The organism is Pseudoalteromonas haloplanktis ATCC 14393 (assembly GCF_000238355.1).
GTDB classification, from domain to species: domain Bacteria; phylum Pseudomonadota; class Gammaproteobacteria; order Enterobacterales; family Alteromonadaceae; genus Pseudoalteromonas; species Pseudoalteromonas haloplanktis.
In genome coordinates, this window is the sequence record NZ_AHCA01000008.1 from 133322 (window position 1) to 152686 (window position 19365).

At 40.9% G+C, this 19365-nt stretch carries 21 protein-coding genes; 9 read left to right on the forward strand and 12 right to left on the reverse strand.

The genetic code is table 11. The features are described 5' to 3' along the window. Positions 1–23 precede the first annotated feature (23 nt). On the reverse strand, positions 24–2048 hold the full coding sequence (gene metG, locus PHAL_RS0115245; protein ID WP_016709289.1) for a methionine--tRNA ligase: 2025 nt from the start codon (positions 2046–2048) through the stop codon (positions 24–26). A 176-nt stretch (positions 2049–2224) separates the two neighbouring features. Between metG and apbC the strand changes: the two genes are divergently transcribed. The 3 genes from apbC (at position 2225) to PHAL_RS0115260 (ending at position 6702) form a co-directional block, all read left to right on the forward strand. Then, positions 2225–3304 carry an iron-sulfur cluster carrier protein ApbC gene (gene apbC, locus PHAL_RS0115250; RefSeq protein ID WP_016709290.1) on the forward strand — a complete coding sequence of 360 codons (1080 nt, stop codon included), beginning with the start codon at positions 2225–2227 and terminating at the stop codon, positions 3302–3304. A gap of 3 nt (positions 3305–3307) precedes the next feature. Next, complete coding sequence (gene dcd / locus PHAL_RS0115255) at positions 3308–3895, forward strand: dCTP deaminase (protein ID WP_016709291.1); 588 nt, start codon at positions 3308–3310, stop codon at positions 3893–3895. Positions 3896–4155: 260 nt separating this feature from the next. Beyond that, a complete protein-coding gene (locus PHAL_RS0115260; RefSeq protein WP_036981163.1) occupies positions 4156–6702 on the forward strand; it encodes an EAL domain-containing protein in 2547 nt (848 codons plus the stop codon). On the opposite strand, the gene PHAL_RS0115265 is transcribed toward PHAL_RS0115260, so the two are convergent. Together PHAL_RS0115265 and PHAL_RS0115270 are read right to left on the reverse strand one after the other, a co-directional pair. Further along, the gene (locus PHAL_RS0115265) at positions 6650–7432 is read right to left on the reverse strand and encodes a CLCA_X family protein (protein WP_016709293.1); all 783 of its coding nucleotides are present in this window, start codon (positions 7430–7432) and stop codon (positions 6650–6652) included. The two genes, PHAL_RS0115260 and PHAL_RS0115265, sit on opposite strands and share 53 nt — an antisense overlap. Beyond that, positions 7429–8034 (reverse strand): tRNA-uridine aminocarboxypropyltransferase, encoded by a 606-nt coding sequence (locus PHAL_RS0115270; RefSeq protein WP_016709294.1) that lies wholly within the window; start codon positions 8032–8034, stop codon positions 7429–7431. The genes PHAL_RS0115265 and PHAL_RS0115270 overlap by 4 nt, the downstream gene beginning before the upstream one ends. 151 nt (positions 8035–8185) lie before the next feature. Between PHAL_RS0115270 and PHAL_RS0115275 the strand changes: the two genes are divergently transcribed. Both PHAL_RS0115275 and PHAL_RS0115280 read left to right on the forward strand, forming a co-directional pair. Further along, positions 8186–8530 carry an Hpt domain-containing protein gene (locus tag PHAL_RS0115275; protein WP_016709295.1) on the forward strand — a complete coding sequence of 115 codons (345 nt, stop codon included), beginning with the start codon at positions 8186–8188 and terminating at the stop codon, positions 8528–8530. Positions 8531–8630: 100 nt separating this feature from the next. Further along, positions 8631–9848, forward strand: coding sequence for a pyridoxal phosphate-dependent aminotransferase (locus PHAL_RS0115280; protein ID WP_016709296.1), 1218 nt, complete (start codon positions 8631–8633; stop codon positions 9846–9848). A gap of 88 nt (positions 9849–9936) precedes the next feature. On the opposite strand, the gene PHAL_RS0115285 is transcribed toward PHAL_RS0115280, so the two are convergent. The 4 genes from PHAL_RS0115285 to PHAL_RS0115300 are packed head-to-tail and all read right to left on the reverse strand — an operon-like array spanning position 9937 to position 12870. Next, entirely contained in the window at positions 9937–10404 is a 468-nt protein-coding gene (locus tag PHAL_RS0115285) for an outer membrane lipoprotein (RefSeq protein WP_016709297.1), read from the reverse strand. A gap of 20 nt (positions 10405–10424) precedes the next feature. Beyond that, positions 10425–11060 carry a penicillin-binding protein activator LpoB gene (lpoB, locus tag PHAL_RS0115290; RefSeq protein WP_016709298.1) on the reverse strand — a complete coding sequence of 212 codons (636 nt, stop codon included), beginning with the start codon at positions 11058–11060 and terminating at the stop codon, positions 10425–10427. Positions 11061–11071: 11 nt separating this feature from the next. After that, complete coding sequence (locus tag PHAL_RS0115295; RefSeq protein ID WP_016709299.1) at positions 11072–11497, reverse strand: YcfL family protein; 426 nt, start codon at positions 11495–11497, stop codon at positions 11072–11074. A gap of 8 nt (positions 11498–11505) precedes the next feature. Further along, the gene (locus tag PHAL_RS0115300) at positions 11506–12870 is read right to left on the reverse strand and encodes a COG3014 family protein (protein ID WP_016709300.1); all 1365 of its coding nucleotides are present in this window, start codon (positions 12868–12870) and stop codon (positions 11506–11508) included. 182 nt (positions 12871–13052) lie between these two features. On the opposite strand from PHAL_RS0115300, the gene bufA2 reads away from it, so the two are divergent. The 4 genes from bufA2 to PHAL_RS0115320 are packed head-to-tail and all read left to right on the forward strand — an operon-like array spanning position 13053 to position 16150. Beyond that, positions 13053–13511: a BufA2 family periplasmic bufferin-type metallophore gene (bufA2, locus tag PHAL_RS0115305; protein WP_016709301.1), complete on the forward strand. Its 459-nt coding sequence runs from the start codon at positions 13053–13055 to the stop codon at positions 13509–13511. A gap of 47 nt (positions 13512–13558) precedes the next feature. Next, complete coding sequence (gene bufB, locus PHAL_RS0115310; RefSeq protein ID WP_016709302.1) at positions 13559–14398, forward strand: MNIO family bufferin maturase; 840 nt, start codon at positions 13559–13561, stop codon at positions 14396–14398. Further along, positions 14391–15170: an HvfC/BufC N-terminal domain-containing protein gene (locus tag PHAL_RS0115315; protein ID WP_016709303.1), complete on the forward strand. Its 780-nt coding sequence runs from the start codon at positions 14391–14393 to the stop codon at positions 15168–15170. Before bufB ends, PHAL_RS0115315 begins: the two co-directional genes overlap by 8 nt. 50 nt (positions 15171–15220) lie before the next feature. Then, a complete protein-coding gene (locus PHAL_RS0115320; protein WP_016709304.1) occupies positions 15221–16150 on the forward strand; it encodes a DMT family transporter in 930 nt (309 codons plus the stop codon). Here PHAL_RS0115320 and PHAL_RS0115325 read toward each other — a convergent pair. Genes PHAL_RS0115325 through PHAL_RS0115345 form a run of 5 tightly spaced genes read right to left on the reverse strand, consistent with a single transcriptional unit; the run spans position 16083 to position 19153 of the window. Beyond that, positions 16083–16784 carry a M15 family metallopeptidase gene (locus PHAL_RS0115325; protein ID WP_016709305.1) on the reverse strand — a complete coding sequence of 234 codons (702 nt, stop codon included), beginning with the start codon at positions 16782–16784 and terminating at the stop codon, positions 16083–16085. The two genes, PHAL_RS0115320 and PHAL_RS0115325, sit on opposite strands and share 68 nt — an antisense overlap. Then, entirely contained in the window at positions 16781–17911 is a 1131-nt protein-coding gene (dapE, locus tag PHAL_RS0115330) for a succinyl-diaminopimelate desuccinylase (protein ID WP_016709306.1), read from the reverse strand. Before dapE ends, PHAL_RS0115325 begins: the two co-directional genes overlap by 4 nt. Beyond that, a complete protein-coding gene (locus PHAL_RS0115335) occupies positions 17908–18255 on the reverse strand; it encodes an ArsC family reductase (protein WP_016709307.1) in 348 nt (115 codons plus the stop codon). The genes dapE and PHAL_RS0115335 overlap by 4 nt, the downstream gene beginning before the upstream one ends. A 5-nt stretch (positions 18256–18260) precedes the next feature. Then, complete coding sequence (locus tag PHAL_RS0115340) at positions 18261–18755, reverse strand: PTS sugar transporter subunit IIA (protein WP_016709308.1); 495 nt, start codon at positions 18753–18755, stop codon at positions 18261–18263. Beyond that, positions 18755–19153 (reverse strand): ACT domain-containing protein, encoded by a 399-nt coding sequence (locus PHAL_RS0115345; protein ID WP_016709309.1) that lies wholly within the window; start codon positions 19151–19153, stop codon positions 18755–18757. The genes PHAL_RS0115340 and PHAL_RS0115345 overlap by 1 nt, the downstream gene beginning before the upstream one ends. Between the last annotated feature and the right edge of the window lie 212 nt (positions 19154–19365).

The window sequence follows — 19365 nt, forward strand, 5'->3', positions numbered from 1 at the left end:
TAGTTTACTGTTTAAACGTTAAGTTACATTACTCGCATGCCAGGCTCTGAGCCATCATCTGGATTGAGTATATAAATTTCTTTACCGCCAGGGCCTGCTGCTAATACCATGCCTTCTGACATACCAAAGCGCATTTTCCGTGGTTTTAAGTTTGCCACCATTACAGTGAGTTTGCCTTCGATATCTTCTGGCGCGTACGCTGATTTAATACCTGCAAATACTTGGCGTGTTTCACCGCCTAAGTCGAGGGTTAGTTTTAGTAGCTTGTCAGCGCCTTCAACGTGCTCTGCTTTGGCTATTTTCGCTACACGTAAATCTACTTTGGCAAAATCGTCAAATTCGATTTCGGCGGCAATTGGCTCTTTAGCTAGTGGGCTATTAGGGTCTATTTTTTCTTTTGCGGCTAATAAACTTTCTTTTGATTCTTCAACCATTTTGTTCACTTTATCCATTTCAACACGTTGCATTAACGGTTTAAATTTATTAATAGGGTGGCTAACAAGCGCAGTTTGCGCGCCTTGCCAAGCTAGGCCGTCATTTAAGAAGTCTTCTACATTGGCCGCCATACCGGGTAATACTGGCTTTAAGTAAGTCATCAACACGCGGAATAAGTTAAGTCCAAGCGAACAGACTTGGTGTGCTTCTTCTTGCTTTGTGTCGTCTTTAATTAATACCCAGGGAGCTGCGGTATCAATAAATTGGTTGGCTTTATCAGCAAGCGCCATTATTTCGCGAATTGCACGGCTGTAGTCACGGTTTTCATAGTGTTGAGCAACCGTCTCGCTAGCGGCTTGAAATTCAGCTAGTAATTGCGGCTCCATGACTGTGTCACTTAATTTACCGTCAAACTTTTTAGTAATAAAACCGGCACAGCGACTAGCGATATTAACCACTTTACCTACTAAGTCTGAATTTACACGTTGTGCAAAATCTTCTAAGTTTAAATCAAGATCGGTAATACCACTGTTTAGTTTAGCAGCGTAGTAATAGCGCAAAAATTCAGGGTCTAAGTTATCTAAATAAGTACGCGCTTTGATAAACGTGCCTTTTGATTTAGACATCTTCGCGCCGTTAACGGTGACAAAACCGTGGGCGAATACATTGGTTGGTTTTCTGAATTTTGCGCCCTCAAGCATTGCTGGCCAAAATAAGCTGTGGAAATAGATGATATCTTTACCGATAAAGTGATAAAGCTCAGCGTCTGACCCTTCTTGCCAAAATGTATCAAAGTCAATGCCTTGTTTGTCACACAGATTTTTAAAGCTGGCCATGTAACCAATTGGCGCATCTAACCATACATAAAAGTATTTACCTGGTGCGCCTGGAATTTCAAAACCAAAGTAAGGTGCATCACGGCTGATATCCCATTGCTGTAGACCATCGGCAAACCATTCGTCTAACTTGTTAGCCATTTCTTGTTGAATAGTACCCGAGTGCAGCCATTCTTTGAGCATGCCTTCAAACGCGGGTAAATCGAAAAAGTAATGCTCCGAATCTTTCAAAATCGGCTCAGCACCCGACATTACAGAGCGTGGGTTGATAAGCTCTGTTGGGCTGTATGTTGCACCACATGCATCGCAGCTGTCGCCATTTTGGTCTTCAGACTTACATGTTGGGCATGTGCCGGTTACAAAACGATCGGGTAAGAAAATGCCTTTTTCAGGGTCAAATAGCTGGGAAATTGTGTGCTTTTTGATATGACCTGCGTCGTTTAAGCGATTATAAATAAGTTCGCTTAGTTCTTTGTTCTCTTGGCTGTGGGTACTGTGATAGTTATCAAATTTGATATTAAAATCAGCAAAGTCACGTTGACGCTCAATACTGACATTTTTAACCATTTCTTCCGGCGTGATCCCTTGCTTTTGCGCATTGAGCATTATTGGTGTGCCATGGGCATCGTCGGCGCAAACATAATAAGCTTCGTGGCCTTGCAGTTTTTGAAAACGTGACCAAATATCAGTTTGAATATATTCCAATAAATGGCCTAAATGTGTTGGGCCATTGGCATAAGGTAATGCGCTGGTAATGAGGATCTTTCGCTGTGCCATAATCATTCCGAATTGACGGTTCCGGTGAGGGAACGGATGAAAATCATAATATTATCAGCAAACCTAAAGGAAACACCTTAGTGGTTAGCCGATTTTCATTAATTGACTGGTGTTAATGCCCTGAATGTTACATAATTCCGAAGCAATTTTCATCAAAGAAACACTATTTTATTGCTATGTTTGGACTGTCGAAACTATTCTCTTCTAAATCGGTGCAAAAACAACCGATCATTGCTGCTTTAGCAGGGTATCGCAGTGCTGCTTTTGCAGTTGGCGTTGATGAAAAATTTATCAATGGTATTGAACTGCAAAGTGATCACTCAGTATTGCTCAATTTAACGCTGCCATTTGCTGCTCTGTCTGAAATGCCAAAAGTGGCTGAATTTGTCAGTCAAAAGCTAAAGCAAACCGTGGTGATCAACGCCCATGTTGAGCTGCCTAAGGCATGTAAATTTAAATCTATAAAACATATTGTACTGGTTGCATCTGGCAAAGGTGGGGTAGGTAAATCAACGACAGCTGTGAATTTGGCGGGCGCGCTTAATGCTGAAGGTGCTAAAGTTGGGATTCTAGATGCGGATATTTATGGTCCGTCTATTCCGATGTTACTGGGCTTAAGTGGCGCTGCGCCAACGGCACAAGATGATAAACAATTACTCCCATTCGATGCTAATGGCATTAAAGCACAATCAATTGGTTTTTTAGTCCCCAGTGACGACGCCACTGTATGGCGTGGGCCAATGGCCTCGGGGGCGGTTAATCAGTTACTTAACGAAACGGCATGGGGTGAACTTGATTATCTGATTGTGGATATGCCACCAGGCACCGGTGATATTCAATTAACAATGAGCCAAAAAGTGCCAGCCAGTGGTGCCGTTATTGTGACCACTCCACAAGATTTAGCATTGGCAGATGCACAAAAAGGCATTGCCATGTTTAATAAAGTCAATGTGCCAGTGTTAGGTATGATTGAAAATATGAGCCACTTTTTATGCTCGCACTGTGGTGAACCAAATCATGTATTTGGTAAGGATGGTGCAATTAAATTAGCTCAACGTCACGGTGTGCCTGTATTGTCGAAAATTCCACTGGCAATTGATATTCGTGAATACTCAGAGCAGGGCAAATTAATAGCAATGGATAACCAAGCTGCTGTGAGTAAAACGTATGCAGATGCTGCGCGTTTAATTGCCAGTACGCTTTACTATCAACAACCCCATCATGACTCAGTTGAGATTGTGATTACGGATGATTAACTAATGAGATTATCAGATACCCACATTAAAGAATATATTGCCCAACAACGTATTATTATTGAGCCAAGTCCAACTGATGAGATGATCTCTGGAGTAACGGTAGATTTACGCTTAGGTAATAAGTTTCGTGTATTTCAAGATCATACTGCTGCATATGTTGATTTAAGCGGTCCAAAGGATCAGCTTAATAAAGCGATGGAATCGATAATGAGCGATGAAATTGTACTAAAGGAGGGCGATGCGTTCTTTTTACATCCAGGTGAACTTGCACTGGCAGTGACTCATGAAAAAGTGACCTTACCTGCTGATATAGTTGGTTGGCTTGATGGTCGCTCGTCATTGGCCCGATTGGGGTTGATGGTACATGTTACCGCACATCGGATTGATCCAGGCTGGTCAGGAAATATTGTATTAGAATTCTATAATTCAGGTAAGTTGCCTCTTGCACTGCGACCGATGATGAAAATTGGTGCTATGAGTTTTGAAACGATGTCAGGGCCTGCTGAAAACCCGTACAACACGCGTAAAGATGCGAAGTATAAAGATCAAACCAGTGCGGTTGCCAGTCGTATCAGTGACGATAGCAATTAATTAAAATACAGTTCTAAAATAGGGGCTTACCGCAGTGTAAGCCTTGTTACTGCTTAAAAAACAATATCCATTGTGCTAATTACTGGCAATTTCACTTAATACTTCCATACTTTAGTTACCTTTTTGTAATACGCATAGCTAAATAATATTAAAGTAGATAATTCAATGTTTCATAAACGTAATATCGCGCATGACGTTGTAATCACTGCTTTGTTTTTAATGTTAATGATGTTCGAAAACTTGAAGCTAATTAGCTAGGTATGTTCAAAGCACATGGAGTGACAGTGGTTCAAGTAAGTACATTCGCACGAACAGTGTTAATCAATTTTTTGCTAGTACTTTTGAGTATTGCAGCCTCATCGTGTGTGAACGCTGCAAGTGATCCCACAGTTACTGGCTGGATTGTGCCAGCGAATGCTTCTTTTACAACGGTAAAACCTTTACTACAAAATGCAATAGCGACCCAAACGAAATCAGATTTAGCCCACGTTAGAATAAAAGCTAAGCAAGACTATTGGTTTATTATTGATTTATCGAAACAGGTGCAATCAAAGTTAGCTGTTATATATGCTGATAATGCTCATTTATCACACGTTGAGTTTTACACGCTAGATGATAACTTTGATCAGCTTGCGGCTGTAAATAATGATACTCACCGTCTAATTAATAAAGTGCTGCCGCACAGTGTATTTAACACGGATAGTGCGCATTGGGGGGTGATCTTTGCCCGCCACAATGATGATGGTTGGATCAATATTGGCTTTGCTTCTGACCAACAATTTATCGCGGTGGTAAACAGTAGGCTGCGAGATTTTATAATAATTACGGGCTTATTACTGCTATGCATTATAATCTCTAGCATCGTTTATATTTTGTCACAGCAAGCTAAATCAATTTATTTACTTGTTTATCTTGGCTGTGTATTAATTGAGTTTTTAATCGCACAAGGGGCATTCAATTATTTTAGTGGTGCACTTTTACCTATTTGGTATGCGAAGCTGCAGTTGTCACTTCAAGTAATTTCACTTGCGGTGGTTGTTGGGTGTTTTATCCATTACTTGCAGTCACGCAATATTATAAAACCACGGCAATATAAGTTATTAGCGTATGTTAGTTTATTATGTGTTACGGCAATATTAAGCTGCTTTATGAAGCAATCCGTCCATTTTATTGTGGTAACTTTAAGTTTGGGCTGTATGTTGGTATTACTAAGTTATTTATTTTTTTATTGGCGTACCCATACTAAGCAAGCAGCGTCGTATGAATTTTTAATAGTCGCGAGTGCTGTTATTTTACAAACATTGTGTTGGCAAGCTTCGTTAGTGGCAGGATCACCGTTATACCCATTTAACGAGTTGTTGATTGTCATAAATGCGTTGTTATTTGTGGTGATGTTGCTAAACCATGAACGTAAACGGGTCAAACAATACACTTTTAGCCTTAGTCACGACGACGAAACAAAATTACCGAATAAACGGTTGCTTATAAAACGCCTTGATGGATTAGTAAAACTTGCTACTGCTCATTCCATATTGCTATTTAGGCCTGCAGTATTATTGAATGCGCGGGCTAATTTTGGTTATGAGCATGTCAATGAGCATATAAAAGTGACTATGGGTAAGTTAGCACAGCAGTTAGCTTCAATGAACGTATTGTGTGTTGAGACCAATAAACAAGGGTTAGATTGCATTGTAAGGCTTGATGACAGTACCTATGCAGTGGTGATAATAGGGAAATTAGAGTTAAGCCAAATTGAGCAGTTAGTATGTGTGATCAACAGTGTATTTGCAGATGGCATTACTCATAAACGGCTTCATTTAATTGATAAAGTTGATATAGGCGTAGCAAACTACCCATTACATGCAAGTACCTCTTCGCAACTGATCCAGCGTGGCTTACAAGCATTGGCTGCGAAGCCATTGCATGGCGAGCGTTGGCACATGTTTAATATCGAAAATGTGACTCTTTCGCAGCGCCGTATAGCCATTGCATCAGCCTTAAAAGAAGCGATTGAATGCGATCAACTTAGCTTGTTTTTTCAACCGCAGGTTGACTTAAATACAGGAAAAATACATGGCGGTGAAGCTTTATTGCGTTGGGCTCATCCACAATTGGGGCATGTGCCGCCAGATTTATTTATTCCGATAGCTGAATCGGCGGGGATGATCTCAGATCTAACCGAATGGGTTATTACCCAAGCCTTGCTCTATCAAAAACAAATCACCGCATTATTACCGGAGCATATTGTTTCAATCAATATCTCTGCTAAAGATTTGCTGCGTAAAGATTTACCAGTGTTATTTATTACTCTGTTAGATGAGTTTAAGCTCAATGCCAATAACATCATGTTAGAGCTGACTGAGTCAGCGACGCTTTTTGAAGGTGTAGACATAAAGAATGCACTCAATGATTATCGCTTAATTGGGGTTAAAATAGCCATTGATGATTTTGGTACAGGTTATTCATCGTTGGCATATCTAAGCAAAATGGGCTTTGATGAAATAAAAATAGATAAGCAGTTTGTGATGAACATTGAGTATTCAAAGAACGACCAAACTATTTGTCGGGCAACGTGCGATATAGCTAAATCATTGGGCTCTTATGTGGTTGCTGAAGGAATTGAAGACAGTCAAAGTATGGTTAAATTGCAAAGTTACGGTTGTGAAATTGGCCAAGGCTATTATTTTTCACGGCCTTTAGCGTTTGATGCATATATGCTGTGGCTTGAGCAACACCTTGAAACCACGCCGTTAGTTACAAGCGATGGGCAAACAGTAACTGACCTAATTGAGAAAAATAATTATTAAGTGCTTTATTACAGGTTATTAACGTGTCACTGTCAGGATAAATAAGGCCTGATCCACTGATATCTGATACTAAAAAATGATTAATGATTTGCTCGTTATGGGCTATACAGGCTTCAAAACAACGTGCAGCTAACTCTTCAGGCATACTCATATAATATTGGCCATGATGTTTATCATATGCAATACATTGTTGAACATAGTGGTTGGCATTTTTACCGCTTGGTTCTAAAAATACGCCTTGGTAAAATTGATTTAACGCTAAGTTAAGCGGATGAGATGGCACTAGAGTATGCTCAAGCCATAACTTGGATGCAAAATAGCTCTTAGGGTGTTCTGGAAAAACCAGACCTGCAATATGATGGTCAAAAGCATGAAACCATTCGTGGGCGAGGGCACCACCACCGGCATTTTTTGCCAGAGCTAGAGTACGTGTGCGGCTATTATAATGCGCTTGGACGTTTTGTTGCCCACCGTGACCAAATGCAAAGTTTAGTTTTCCTCGAAGGCCAATCGCGCTGGGAGGGAGTTGCAAAATCTGTGCTAAATCAGCCAGCGCATCATAGATCAGATTAGCACTAATAAACCGCTCTTCTTTATTAACCCACTTACCTACCACCATAGTACGAAAACCAAATGTATCGCGAATATCGTTAAAATCAACTTGGTCATCAAAGCGATAATCAGGGCCGTGGCGATAAAATCCGCGCTTTAAGCGACTTCTAACCGTCATTTTGCTTGATAACGCGCTTTAACATGTTCAGGCATAAACTGAGTTTGTTTATTATTAAGCGCATCCAATGCTTGATATAAGCCCGTTGTATTGGCATTTTCAATTAACATCAAGCTATGCGCTACGGCTTCTAAGGTAGACAAACTATCTGCACGAGGCGCTTTACGGATACGGTAGCGATTTTTTGGAATGGTGGCAAAACTGACTTTTTTAAAGTTGTTTAATGAAGGTGTTAACTGCATTATTTTAAATGCTTTTTTCCATGTACCATCCAGTACAATTAAATGACTCAATTGCTCGGCGAATGTTTTTGTTGCTATACCAGCATCATCTAATAACACGGCATCTTGATCTGGGTAGAGCAGTGCTGTTGATGCGACAGGTAATGCTTCTAATAGGCTGAAATCAGCCTGTGTTTCACCGATAATGAGCTCACATTGACTAAGGCACAATGTGAGTAAGCGTGCGGTGTTTTTACTGACTTTTATTTCGTTAGGGTCCTGTAAAATAATAATTTTAAGTTTATTATCAAGCACGGATAAATCTTCACAAAGACACGTTGATAAGCTAAATTTACAGTGTTCACACAGCGTACGAGACATAAAATAATCTATTTAATCGTCAATTATTGAAAAACCATTTAATTATACGCGGAATGAGACTATTAGTTGGTTTTTTTTCGAGACAACGATAAAGTATAGAATTAACATAGGTTACTGATGTAGTGCTGCATGAGTAAAAAAAGGATAAAAAATGAATACGATCATCATTGATGAAAATGCATTGGAAAGTATGGAATCGTTATTAGGAGAGCAATTTAGCGATACATTGGTATTTTGTTGCGCTGAATTTGAACGTTTAGGCTCAGAAGTATTAGCCACTATCCATAATGATATTCAAGTTGCCAGTCGCCATGCGCACAGTTTGAAGTCAAACGCGGCGCAATTTGGCGCCAGTAGTTTATCTGATGTGGCAAGGGAAATAGAGCAAAGCTTAAACAGTAATAACTTAGCGCAGGCAATTGAGGCATCACAATTACTCGATAGTCAAGTTGCAGGTTCAAAAGCTAAGTTAACTGATTGGTTGCAAAGTCGTTAGATACTCAGACGTGAATTTATTTCAGTTTTAAGGCCATAAATACACTAGTATTTGGCCCCTTTGCTAGGGTAATCTAGTTGTTCCACTAGTAGAGGTAAAAATGTCAGAAATTAAAAAGAGTCATAAATTACAAGGCGTTTGTTATGACATTCGTGGGCCCGTATTAGTACAGGCACGCAAAATGGAAGATGAAGGCCAAAAAGTTTTAAAATTGAATATTGGTAATCCCGCGGCATTTGGCTTTGATATGCCAGAAGATATGCATCGTGATATTATTCGTAACCTTTATTCGGCCCAAGGCTATTGTGACTCGAAAGGCCTCTACTCAGCCCGTGTGGCTATTTATCAGCACTATCAACAACGCGGTTTATATAATTTAGACGTCGATAATATTTATATTGGCAACGGCGTCAGTGAATTAATTCAAATGACGACCCAGGCGTTACTTAATAATGATGATGAAGTGTTGATCCCAGCACCTGATTACCCGTTATGGACTGCGTCAGTTAAATTGGCAGGGGGTAATCCTGTTCATTATTTATGTGATGAAGAACAAGACTGGTTCCCTGATATTGCTGATATTCGTAGTAAAATCACCTCAAAAACTAAAGCCTTGGTGTTGATCAACCCAAATAATCCAACGGGTGCAGTATACGATAATGCCTTATTACAGCAGCTTATAGATATTGCGAGAGAACATAAGTTGTTGTTATTAAGTGATGAGATTTACGAGAAGATTTTATATGACGGTATCACACACAGCTCAATAGGCGCATTATGCGATGATGTACCAATCATTACATTTAATGGTTTAGCTAAAACTTATCGCGCAGCTGGGTTACGTATGGGCTGGATGGTGCTCAGTGGCCGAACGGCGATGATGGATGATTTACGCAAAGGTTTAGATATTTTAGCATCAATGCGTTTATGTGCTAATGTGCCAGCGCAATACGCTATTCAGCAAGCATTAGGTGGTGTGCAATCAATTGATGATTTAATCAATCCTGGAGGGCGCCTGTATGAGCAGCGCGATATTGCATGGCGTGGTTTGAATGCGATTGAGGGGATTTCTTGTACCAAACCCAAAGGAGCTTTGTATGCATTTGCTAAAGTAGATACAGAACGTTTTAATATCAAAAATGATGAAAAAATGATTCTTGATTTACTCAAAGCGGAAAAAATATTATTAGTGCATGGTAGGGCATTTAACTGGCCAACCCCAGATCATTTTAGGTTGGTGTTTTTACCAAATAAAGATGATTTAACCACCGCGATGGGTAAGATGCAGCGCTTTTTTAATCATTATCGACAAAGCTAAGCCAGTGATTCTGGGATCTGAAAAAAAGAAAAAGCGAGTTCATCATTTAATGATGACTCGCTTTTTTAATGTAACTAATTTGTTGCTATCAGTAGGCTTTATCAACGCGGACGGTATTATCTGATAAATACACTAAGCGTACGCTGTCACCGGTGTTAAAAGTCATTTGACTGTCTTTGTCTTGCACCACCATAAATTGTTCACCGTTTTCAACTTTGATCATCAATTCAACCAAATGATATTGGTTATAATGACTGCCTTGTTGGCGGTTATGTGCAACGCTGCCACCAATTACAGAGCCTAAAATTGTTGCTGCCGTGCGACCGCTACCGCCGCCAAATTGATTACCGATCACACCACCAAGTAAGGCACCACCAAAGGTTTTCCAACCACTATTTTTGTCTTGCACAAGCTCTTGTTCAGTAATGTTACGCACTGATTGCACATTACCAAACAGGACTTGCTGTACAGGCACAGCTTTATTGCGTTCGTATGCCGCAAAGCTTGGACTGCTGATGATAAGGGCTGTACACAGCCCCATTATTAATTTATTCATCATTTACCTCCTAAGCTGAATTACCAGCCAAAGGTTGATTTCTCACGGGTTTTACGAATTTCAGTTTCGTCAGCCCATTCTACTAAGCCACTTTTTAAATCCATTAAGCGAATTGTAAATTTATAGTAGACATCAGCTTTATCTTCGTTTGACTTAACGATGCTTGATAAGTTGCCATACAGCATATATTGCGCGCCGACTTGCTGACCAAAAGCTACTGCCGTTGAAGGGTCAACTAATGCATCTACATTTTGAAAGTTAAGTTGCTCTCTTACCGCTTCTACACGACCCATATCAACAAAGCGAAACTTGCCACTGCGAAGTAGTTGAGTTGAAATTGAATCAGTGATTGATTCAGTATCAATGTGCTCACTGGTTTTGTTTTTAATTCGCTCAACAAATACTACTGGGCGTGTATTTGCTGTCATAGTGCCCACTACAGGAGATGCCAGCAGTGAGTCGGTCATTTGTGTGGCGACTTTTTGTAAGTCGGTTGAACCAAAGTTAATATCAGTCGTTTCAACGGCTTGTGCATCACCATAGCTGACCACAGCTTTATTCGCACAGCCACTGAGTGCGAGAGCGCTTAAGCCAAGTAAAACAAAACCAGAGAGTGCTTTTAATGTAGGTTTTTTCGTTATGTTTACAGTATTCATAGTGGTGTCCTTTACTTTTTAAATTCTTGTGCTTCGGTCGATACTTCGCGAACAGCTAATGAAAATGTGACTGCATCGGATGTGGGGGCAAGACCCGGTAGTTGCATATTGGCAAAGCCAAATAAAGTCAGTGCTTGCCAAGGCGAGTGATTGCCTTTGATCACAAACCCATCAGCGTCGTACCAAGTAAATTGGTACTGCAAATATTGCGACTTTTTATATTGGCTAGACAGTGTCACCACGACATCGGTTAACTGATTAGTTTGACGAGTTTTTACATCTGTAATGGCCAGTTTTTTAGCCAGATCAGGGTTATCTACTTTTAACTGTTGTTGATATTGTGCTGAAGCTTGTTCAACACCAATACCTGAGGTGGTTGGCCTACTACTACAAGCTGCCAGTAGACACACCGCTAATAATGGCACTAAATATTTCATGGTAGCTCCTAAAGTTGCACTACGTGAGAATTAAAATAGTTGTTAATAGAGGTTAGATAAATCAAGGTTAACCCTTGCTTACTAACGGTAAAGTTTATGCTGTTATGAGCGCCAAATGTTAATACATGGTCGCCCGCTGAAAGTTGGGTACGTGCGACACTTATTTGATTAGGCAATGTCAACCAACTGCGAGTATCAGCTTGCTCTGAGGCCAGGTTGTAAATATTCGCAAGAATATTGCCGACATCGCCACCACTGCGTGCCAATTCCGCACGTACTTTTTCTTTTGCGACTAAACGCAAAATTTGCCGAGAAACCCGAGCCGGTGTTTGCTCCTCAAGGGTCTTTGCCGCTAATGCTTCAAGGCGCACTAAAGGACTGAGCGGTAAAACGTGTGCCGCGATACGTATTTCATTGATCGCCGGAACAAAGGCGTTATCTTTATATACAGGCATTGCTAAGCTGTAAAAACGCGCATCACCGCCAGATGTATAAATCGGTAAACGCAAAACAAATTCATCTTTTTCTGGTACCAAACCTTGTTCGATTAACACCACAACATCACCGCTGTTGTCGGCCTGTTTAGTTGGCTCACCAAAGCGTTTTTTATACTCCACAAAATCTTGATCAAAACCTTGTTTTTTAGCTAGGTATAATACATCTTGCTGTAAATATGCATTGTCAGGGTTGATTTCTAACGCCTTCTTATAATCAATATAGGCATCATCGAACTGTTTATTGCTTTGATAGAGCAAACCTGAGAGATAAAACGTAAAGGCATTTTGGTAGCCATTTTTTACGTTTTTAATTACATCATCCATACTGGGGTAATGCTTTTGCGCTTCTTTAACACTGGCATCAATATCATCTTGGTTCGCCGTTAACACATCAGTTTGTACTTTATTAGCGCGGCGAACTTCAACTAACGCACCTTCAACATCATTTTTTAAAACATAACCAAGCGCTTTGTAGCTGTGCAACATACTCATTTCGTATGGGGCAGGTGTATACGCGATGACAGAGTCATTGGTTAACAGTGCGTTGCTTTGTTCAAGCCCAGCACTGAGTTGTACTTTTGCAGCTTGGCGCTTAATTTCCATTTGTTGATAGACAGCTTCGTAGTATGGCTGTGCGGTATCATATTGATTACTCAAGTTATTTAAACGAGCCTGCTCTAATTGATTAAGCAAGTAGTTACTGTGGGATGGCCCGTTAGTTGGCAATAGTTGCTGGGCTTGAGCTAGGTCATTGCTATTAATGGCTTGGCGTACAGGCGTCATTTGACTGGCGTAATCGGTAAATAGATCACCCAACCCGATGGTACTGCAGCCACCTAAAATAGCACAAAAACCAAAAATAACACTACGTTGCACATGGCACTCCTTTTATCACCGTTAATACAGATTAGCATAATCTGATTTAAGGGCGATGATAAACAATGTAAAAAATCGTAGCTGCAAACTTATATTTATGAAACCAAGTTGAAATAGATCCCGGCGGTATGCGGTCTTGCTGTATGTAGTACCTATAATTACATAATCAGAGGAATACAATTATGAAGAAATTTACTGGGGCAGCAATGGCGGTAATGGTTGCAGGTTTAGTTGGCTGCAATAGCACTGAAGCTGAAACATCGTCCGTAGCCGCGGCTAATACTGGGGCAGCAACAACGGATTTAGTGCATTGTTATGATGTTAATGTATGTGGTGGTCATAATGATTGTAAAACGGCTGAAAATGCTTGTGCGGGTCATGCATCATGTAAAGGCACAGGGTTTGTTGCTATGCCTGCTAAAGCGTGTGCTGATGTTGGTGGGGCCGTGAAGGATAAATGGGTTGGCTCAATTGCGAAAGCAGATTTAGTACACTGTAACGATGTCAATATTTGTGGCGGCCACAATGATTGTAAAACGGCTGAAAATGCCTGTGCAGGTCATGCCTCTTGCAAAGGTACGGGTTTTGTTGCTATGCCAGCAAAGTCTTGTGCTGATATAGGTGGCTCTGTAGATTCATAAAGTCATGTTCTAGGTGGCTTTGCCACCTAGCGTTAAAGAGGGTGACGATGCAAACGCAATTTCTAGGTTTTGGTTTAGGTCTCAGAGCTTCGCATTTTGAACAAATTATCACGGATAAGCCCGCGGTTGACTGGTTTGAAATCATCTCTGAAAATTATTTTGTTGCGGGCGGTAAGCCTTGGTATTACTTAAATAAAATACGTGCCGATTATCCAGTAGTTATGCATGGCGTGTCTATGTCAATTGGCAGTACAGGCGCACTTAATTTCGACTATTTACAAGCACTAAAAAGCACCATAGCACGAGTTGAGCCACAGTGGGTCTCGGACCACTTATGCTTTAGTCAAGTGGGTGATTTTAATAGCCATGATTTACTGCCGATGCCATACACTAACGAGGCACTTGAGCATTTAGCATCGCGTATACATCATGTACAAGAATTTCTTGGTCGCGAGATGATTTTTGAAAATGTCTCAAGTTATCTTACCTATAAAGACTCACAAATGAGTGAATGGGATTTTTTAGCAGCACTGCACAATAAAACGGGTTGCCGATTTTTGATGGATGTTAACAATGTTTATGTTAGTGCCCGTAATCATCAGTTTGATGCGATGACCTTCTTAAATGCTATTCCTACAGAGGCAATTGCACAAATTCATCTTGCAGGTCATCAAGATTTTGGTAGTCATATAATTGATACTCATGATGAAGATGTGTCGAGCGCAGTGTGGGATTTGTTTGAAAATTATGCCAAGCAGCTTGATCCAGTCAGTACCATGATTGAACGCGATGATAACCTTGGTTCGCTGCAAGATTTAATGGCAGAGCTTGAACATGCTCGTCAGCTAGTGGCACCAATTTGGCAGTTGGGAGTAAATAGTGAGTGATCTAGCAAGCTTACAGCAGCAATTTATGGCTATGCTGCAAGGGCAAGACAATCATTTGGCGAGCCATATAGTCTCGGATGGGCAATTATCACTAAGCCAACGTTTAGCTATTTATCAAAATGCATACAAACTGCGACTACGTGCAGCCATTGAACAAGATCATGCCCAGCTAGGTATTTATTTAGGTGATCAATTATTTGATAAAATGGTTACAGAATATCTTGTTAAATACCCATCAAATTATACGTCATTGCGCTTTTTTGCTGATGAGTTACCGCATTATTTACGTAATAATGCGCCGTTTAATGCGCACCCGATTTTAGCTGATATCTCCTATTTTGAACGGTGCTTACTAATAGCATTTGATGCACAAGAGCAACCCTTGCTCAGCATAGATGAGCTTGAAAAATTCACCACTGAGCAATGGCCAACCTTGCAATTGGTTTTACATCCAAGTGTGCAACTGATGCACTTCAATAGTCGTGCGGTAGAGTCGTGGCAAGCACTAAAAGATAAACAAACACCGCCAGAGCCTTATTGTGAAACTACTCGGTACTGGGTTGTGGCAAGAGATCCTGAGCGACGTACCCAGTTTGTTAATGTTGCTTTACCCGAATACCGAATACTGACTTTACTGAAACAGCAGGTAAACTTTGCGCAATTATGTCAATCCTGTATAAATGATATGCCCAGTGAGAAAATTGCTGGTTTTCTTATCAGTTTGATAAATCAATGGCTCGAACGTGGTTGGCTGGTGACAACAACGAAATAATAAATTTTACGCGCTGAAATGTGCCATAACGGTATTCACTAAGGAACACTTTGAAAGCAACACTTTATACAGTTCTTGCCTTGCTGGCATTTGCTGCAAACTCTCTTTTATGTCGTATGGCATTAGTTCAAAACTACATAGATGCTTGGAATTTTACTGCATTACGATTACTCAGCGGTGCACTGTGTTTAGGCTTTATCGTTCTTATACAAACAAAGCCAAAATTTAATAAGTCCACTAATGGTGATGATATTCTGCAGCATAAGGCAGACCGTGGAAGTTGGCGCAGCAGCGCTTGTTTACTAATATACGCGCTCTGCTTTTCAATTGCATATGTAGAGCTTGATACTGGCACTGGGGCGCTTATATTATTTTCTGCAGTGCAGTTAACTATGATTGGTTGGGGGATTTACAATAAAGAGAGACTAAGTGTTGTACAGTGGTGTGCATTTGTTATCGCTGTTATTGGCTTTGTGTATCTGATGTTACCTTCGGCGGCTATTCCTTCACTGCTCCCAGCGTTATTAATGATGCTAAGTGGCATTGCTTGGGGTATCTATAGTATTCGCGGTAAGGTATGTATTTCACCGCTAAGAACGACAACTTTTAATTTTGCACGTAGTTTATGCGCGTTACCTGTATTATTTATTATTGGCTTTAGCCATTTAGCAGGGATCAGTTGGCAAGGGATTGCGCTGGCGTGTGCCTCCGGTGCGTTAGCATCAGGAATTGGTTACAGTATTTGGTATGTTGCTATGCCATTATTAAAAAGTAGTCAGGCTGCGGTGGTGCAACTGTGCGTACCAGTGATTGCGGCATTAGCGGGAATGCTATTTTTAGCGGAAGAACTTACGATTCAGTTTGTCATCGCCAGCGCCGTGATCCTTGGCGCTGTACTCGTGTTTATGTTGGCTAAACAGCCGGTGCACTCACGTTCAACACATAGCGTTGATAAAGCTGCGGCAAATGAGCCAAAATAGTTGTTTTTCCTGCTATTTCACTGCGTTTGATAATGTTCGCCAAGACTGCAATACTTTGGTATTGCAGTAACTGCTGCGCTTGCTGTATATGACTAATATGCCAAGGCTCTGGTGCAACACCACCTAAATCTTGTTGATAGGGGCGATAAAACCCATATTCTTCTAAATGGATATCAAGCCACTTGGTCATTGCTGCAAAAGGCCCCGTGTCTGTGTATTCACTGGGCTCTAATTGCAATTGATAGTCTGTTGCTACAGCTGCACTGTCAAAAATATCCAGATCAGTCCCAAAGTGATGCCGACTGGTGCCTGGCAGTGCAGAATAAAGCATAATTGCATGGCATTTTTCAATCTCTGACATACTCGTTAAATCAACGCGCTGCTGTTGTTTATTTAGCACTGGACGTTGGCCTGTAAACTTAGCATTCCAGATCAGCGCTTGGCGTTCAAAACTCCTAAAGCTAGATGCGATGGTTAATGTAAACCCTGCATCACGCGCGGCATTTTGTAACCGTATAAAGTCATCAATAATTTCTTTATGCAGCTTATACCCTTGATACTCCACAAGCTGCAGTTCACTCATACCACAGGCACACTCAGCTAATTGTGCTGTTGTGAATGTATTTTGGCTCATGTTAACAGCTGCTCTAAAATACGTTCGTAAATATCAGCAAGCGCAATGAGATCGTCACTGCTCACACATTCGTTAACTTTATGGATGGTGTCGTTACGTGGTCCGAGTTCAATCACCTTAGCACCGGTTTGTGCTATAAAACGCCCATCTGACGTGCCGCCAGTGGTTTCAAGTGCGGTATCTAAACCAGTGACAGCTTTTATTGCTGAAACGGTAGCATCGATCAGTGGGCCGCCTTCGGTTATAAAGGGCTGACCGTTAACAATCCAATTAAGCTCATACTCAAAATCATAGTCAGCCAGCATATCAACAACGCGCTGTTGTAATTGTTGATAGGTGACTTCTGTACTAAAACGAAAGTTAAATTGTACTTCAAGCTCGCCTGGGATCACATTACCTGCACCGGTGCCACCATTGATGTTTGAGATCTGAAAGCTCGTTGCAGGGAAAAACTCATTGCCGTTATCCCATACAGTTTGACTTAGCTGTGTGAGTAGTGGGGCGGCCAAGTGGACTGGGTTTTTAGCAAGCTGTGGATAGGCAACATGACCTTGAATTCCTTTAACGGTTAAAAAGCCAGTTAAGGAGCCTCGGCGACCATTTTTAACCACGTCACCGAGCACATTTCGCGATGACGGCTCACCAACTAAACACATATCAATTTTTTCACCACGTGCCTCTAGGGTATCTATCACTCGGGTTGTACCATTGATAAAAGGACCCTCTTCATCAGAGGTGATCAAAAACGAGATAGAGCCTTTGTGATCGGGATGTTTTGCAACAAAACGCTCGGTTGCAACAATCATCGCAGCTAAAGAGCCTTTCATATCAGCAGCACCGCGACCATGTAACATACCATCGGCAAGCAGACCAGAAAATGGCGGGTGTTGCCAGTTTTTTTCAGGTCCCGTGGGCACTACGTCGGTGTGTCCTGCAAAGCAAAAATGCGGGGAGCTATTACCTTTTCGGGCCCAGGTATTTAGCGTGTCTGTAAAAAACAGTGATTCAATATTAAAGCCAAGCACCTGTAAACGCTCATTCATCATTGCCTGGCAATCAGCATCTTCTGGTGTGACCGAGCGACGTTGGATCAACGCTTGCGCAAGTTCGATGACGGGATGCATCATAATACAAAAATCTCATCGTATTGAGCGGCTTTAAAGCCGAGGTGGTAAGTACCGTTGTGAATTAATACGGGGCGTTTGATCATCGCTGGCTGCTCTAGCAAAATTGCAAGTGCAGAGTCTTTATCAAGGTTTTGTTTTTGCTCATCTGATAATTGGCGATAAGTTGTGCCGCGCTTATTCACTAAATCTTGCCAATCGAGGTGATTGGCAAACTCGCTAAGCATGGCCAAGTTTACGCCGTCTTTACGATAATCATGAAAAGTATAATCAATGGCGTTATCGGTTAAGTATTTTTTGGCTTTTTTTATTGTGTCGCAGTTACTGATGCCGTAAAGAGTGGTCATATTAATTACTTCTTGGTTATAGTTAAAAGAATGTCTATTCCAGCGCTTACATGAGATAGAGAATAATGCATGGGTGTGAGCTGGTGGCCGTTGAGTAAAATTAGGCAAGCTAGCAATGGGCTATTTAGATCTCTGAGGTCAAAATAAGCAAGCCGCTGTCCTTTTGTTACTCTAGTGCCATTAAGCTGCGCAATATGCGTGTGTTTAATATGTTGCTGAGGATCTAGGTGTAAATTTAGCAGTATTTTTAAGCCATTATTCGCTTGGAGGATAAATTCAGTGCCGGCGTTTTTTACTTGCACTAATGTACCATCAAAGGGCGCTAGAATTTTATGGTTACTCAAAGCAACCATAATACCTGGGCCGAGTGTACCGTAGCTAAAAAATGAGTCTGGATGTTCACTTAATGGCATGACCTTTCCACTAAAGGGACTACAAATTGTAATACTGTTCGGTGTTAATTGTCGTTGCGGTAAGTAGCTAATATCTGGGGTGTTCATTATGCCAACTTACTGTCATTAAGTAGCTGATAACCATCTTTTTTTAATGCTTTTATTGCATCATTAATACGTTGTTGCTTTACCAAAACATAATCGGTGTCGTAGGTCGAAATTGCAAAGATAGAGATATGCGCTTTAGCTAACACCCCAGAAATATTAGCCATGATCCCCGTTAACGAAAAACCCAGTGGGCCAATGACTTCTAACGCACACCAATCATGCTCAGCATCAAGGCTGTCAATGGCAAATTGGCAAGGGCATACAATTGATAATTCATCTTGGGTTTTAGCGATCACAAACATTGGCTGTTTGAATAATTCTGCAGGGATCACTGCATCCACTTCAAGGGTATGAATGGTAAAGGTTGTATTATGTAGCTTTAATGTTTGCTTTGACATTGTAGACCCTTTGTTATTGTAAAGCTTTCCATCAGCGTATATTGATCAATAGTATAGATTATCAGGGGGAAATAAAAGGCCAATGTTGTCCACAATTTCTGTGGATAACATTGGGAGTAGTGAGGTATAAGATAAATAAGTTACTTATTCTATTAACTATTTTTAATAGGGTTAGATTAACAGCAGGACTAAAGTGATCAGCATTTGATCAC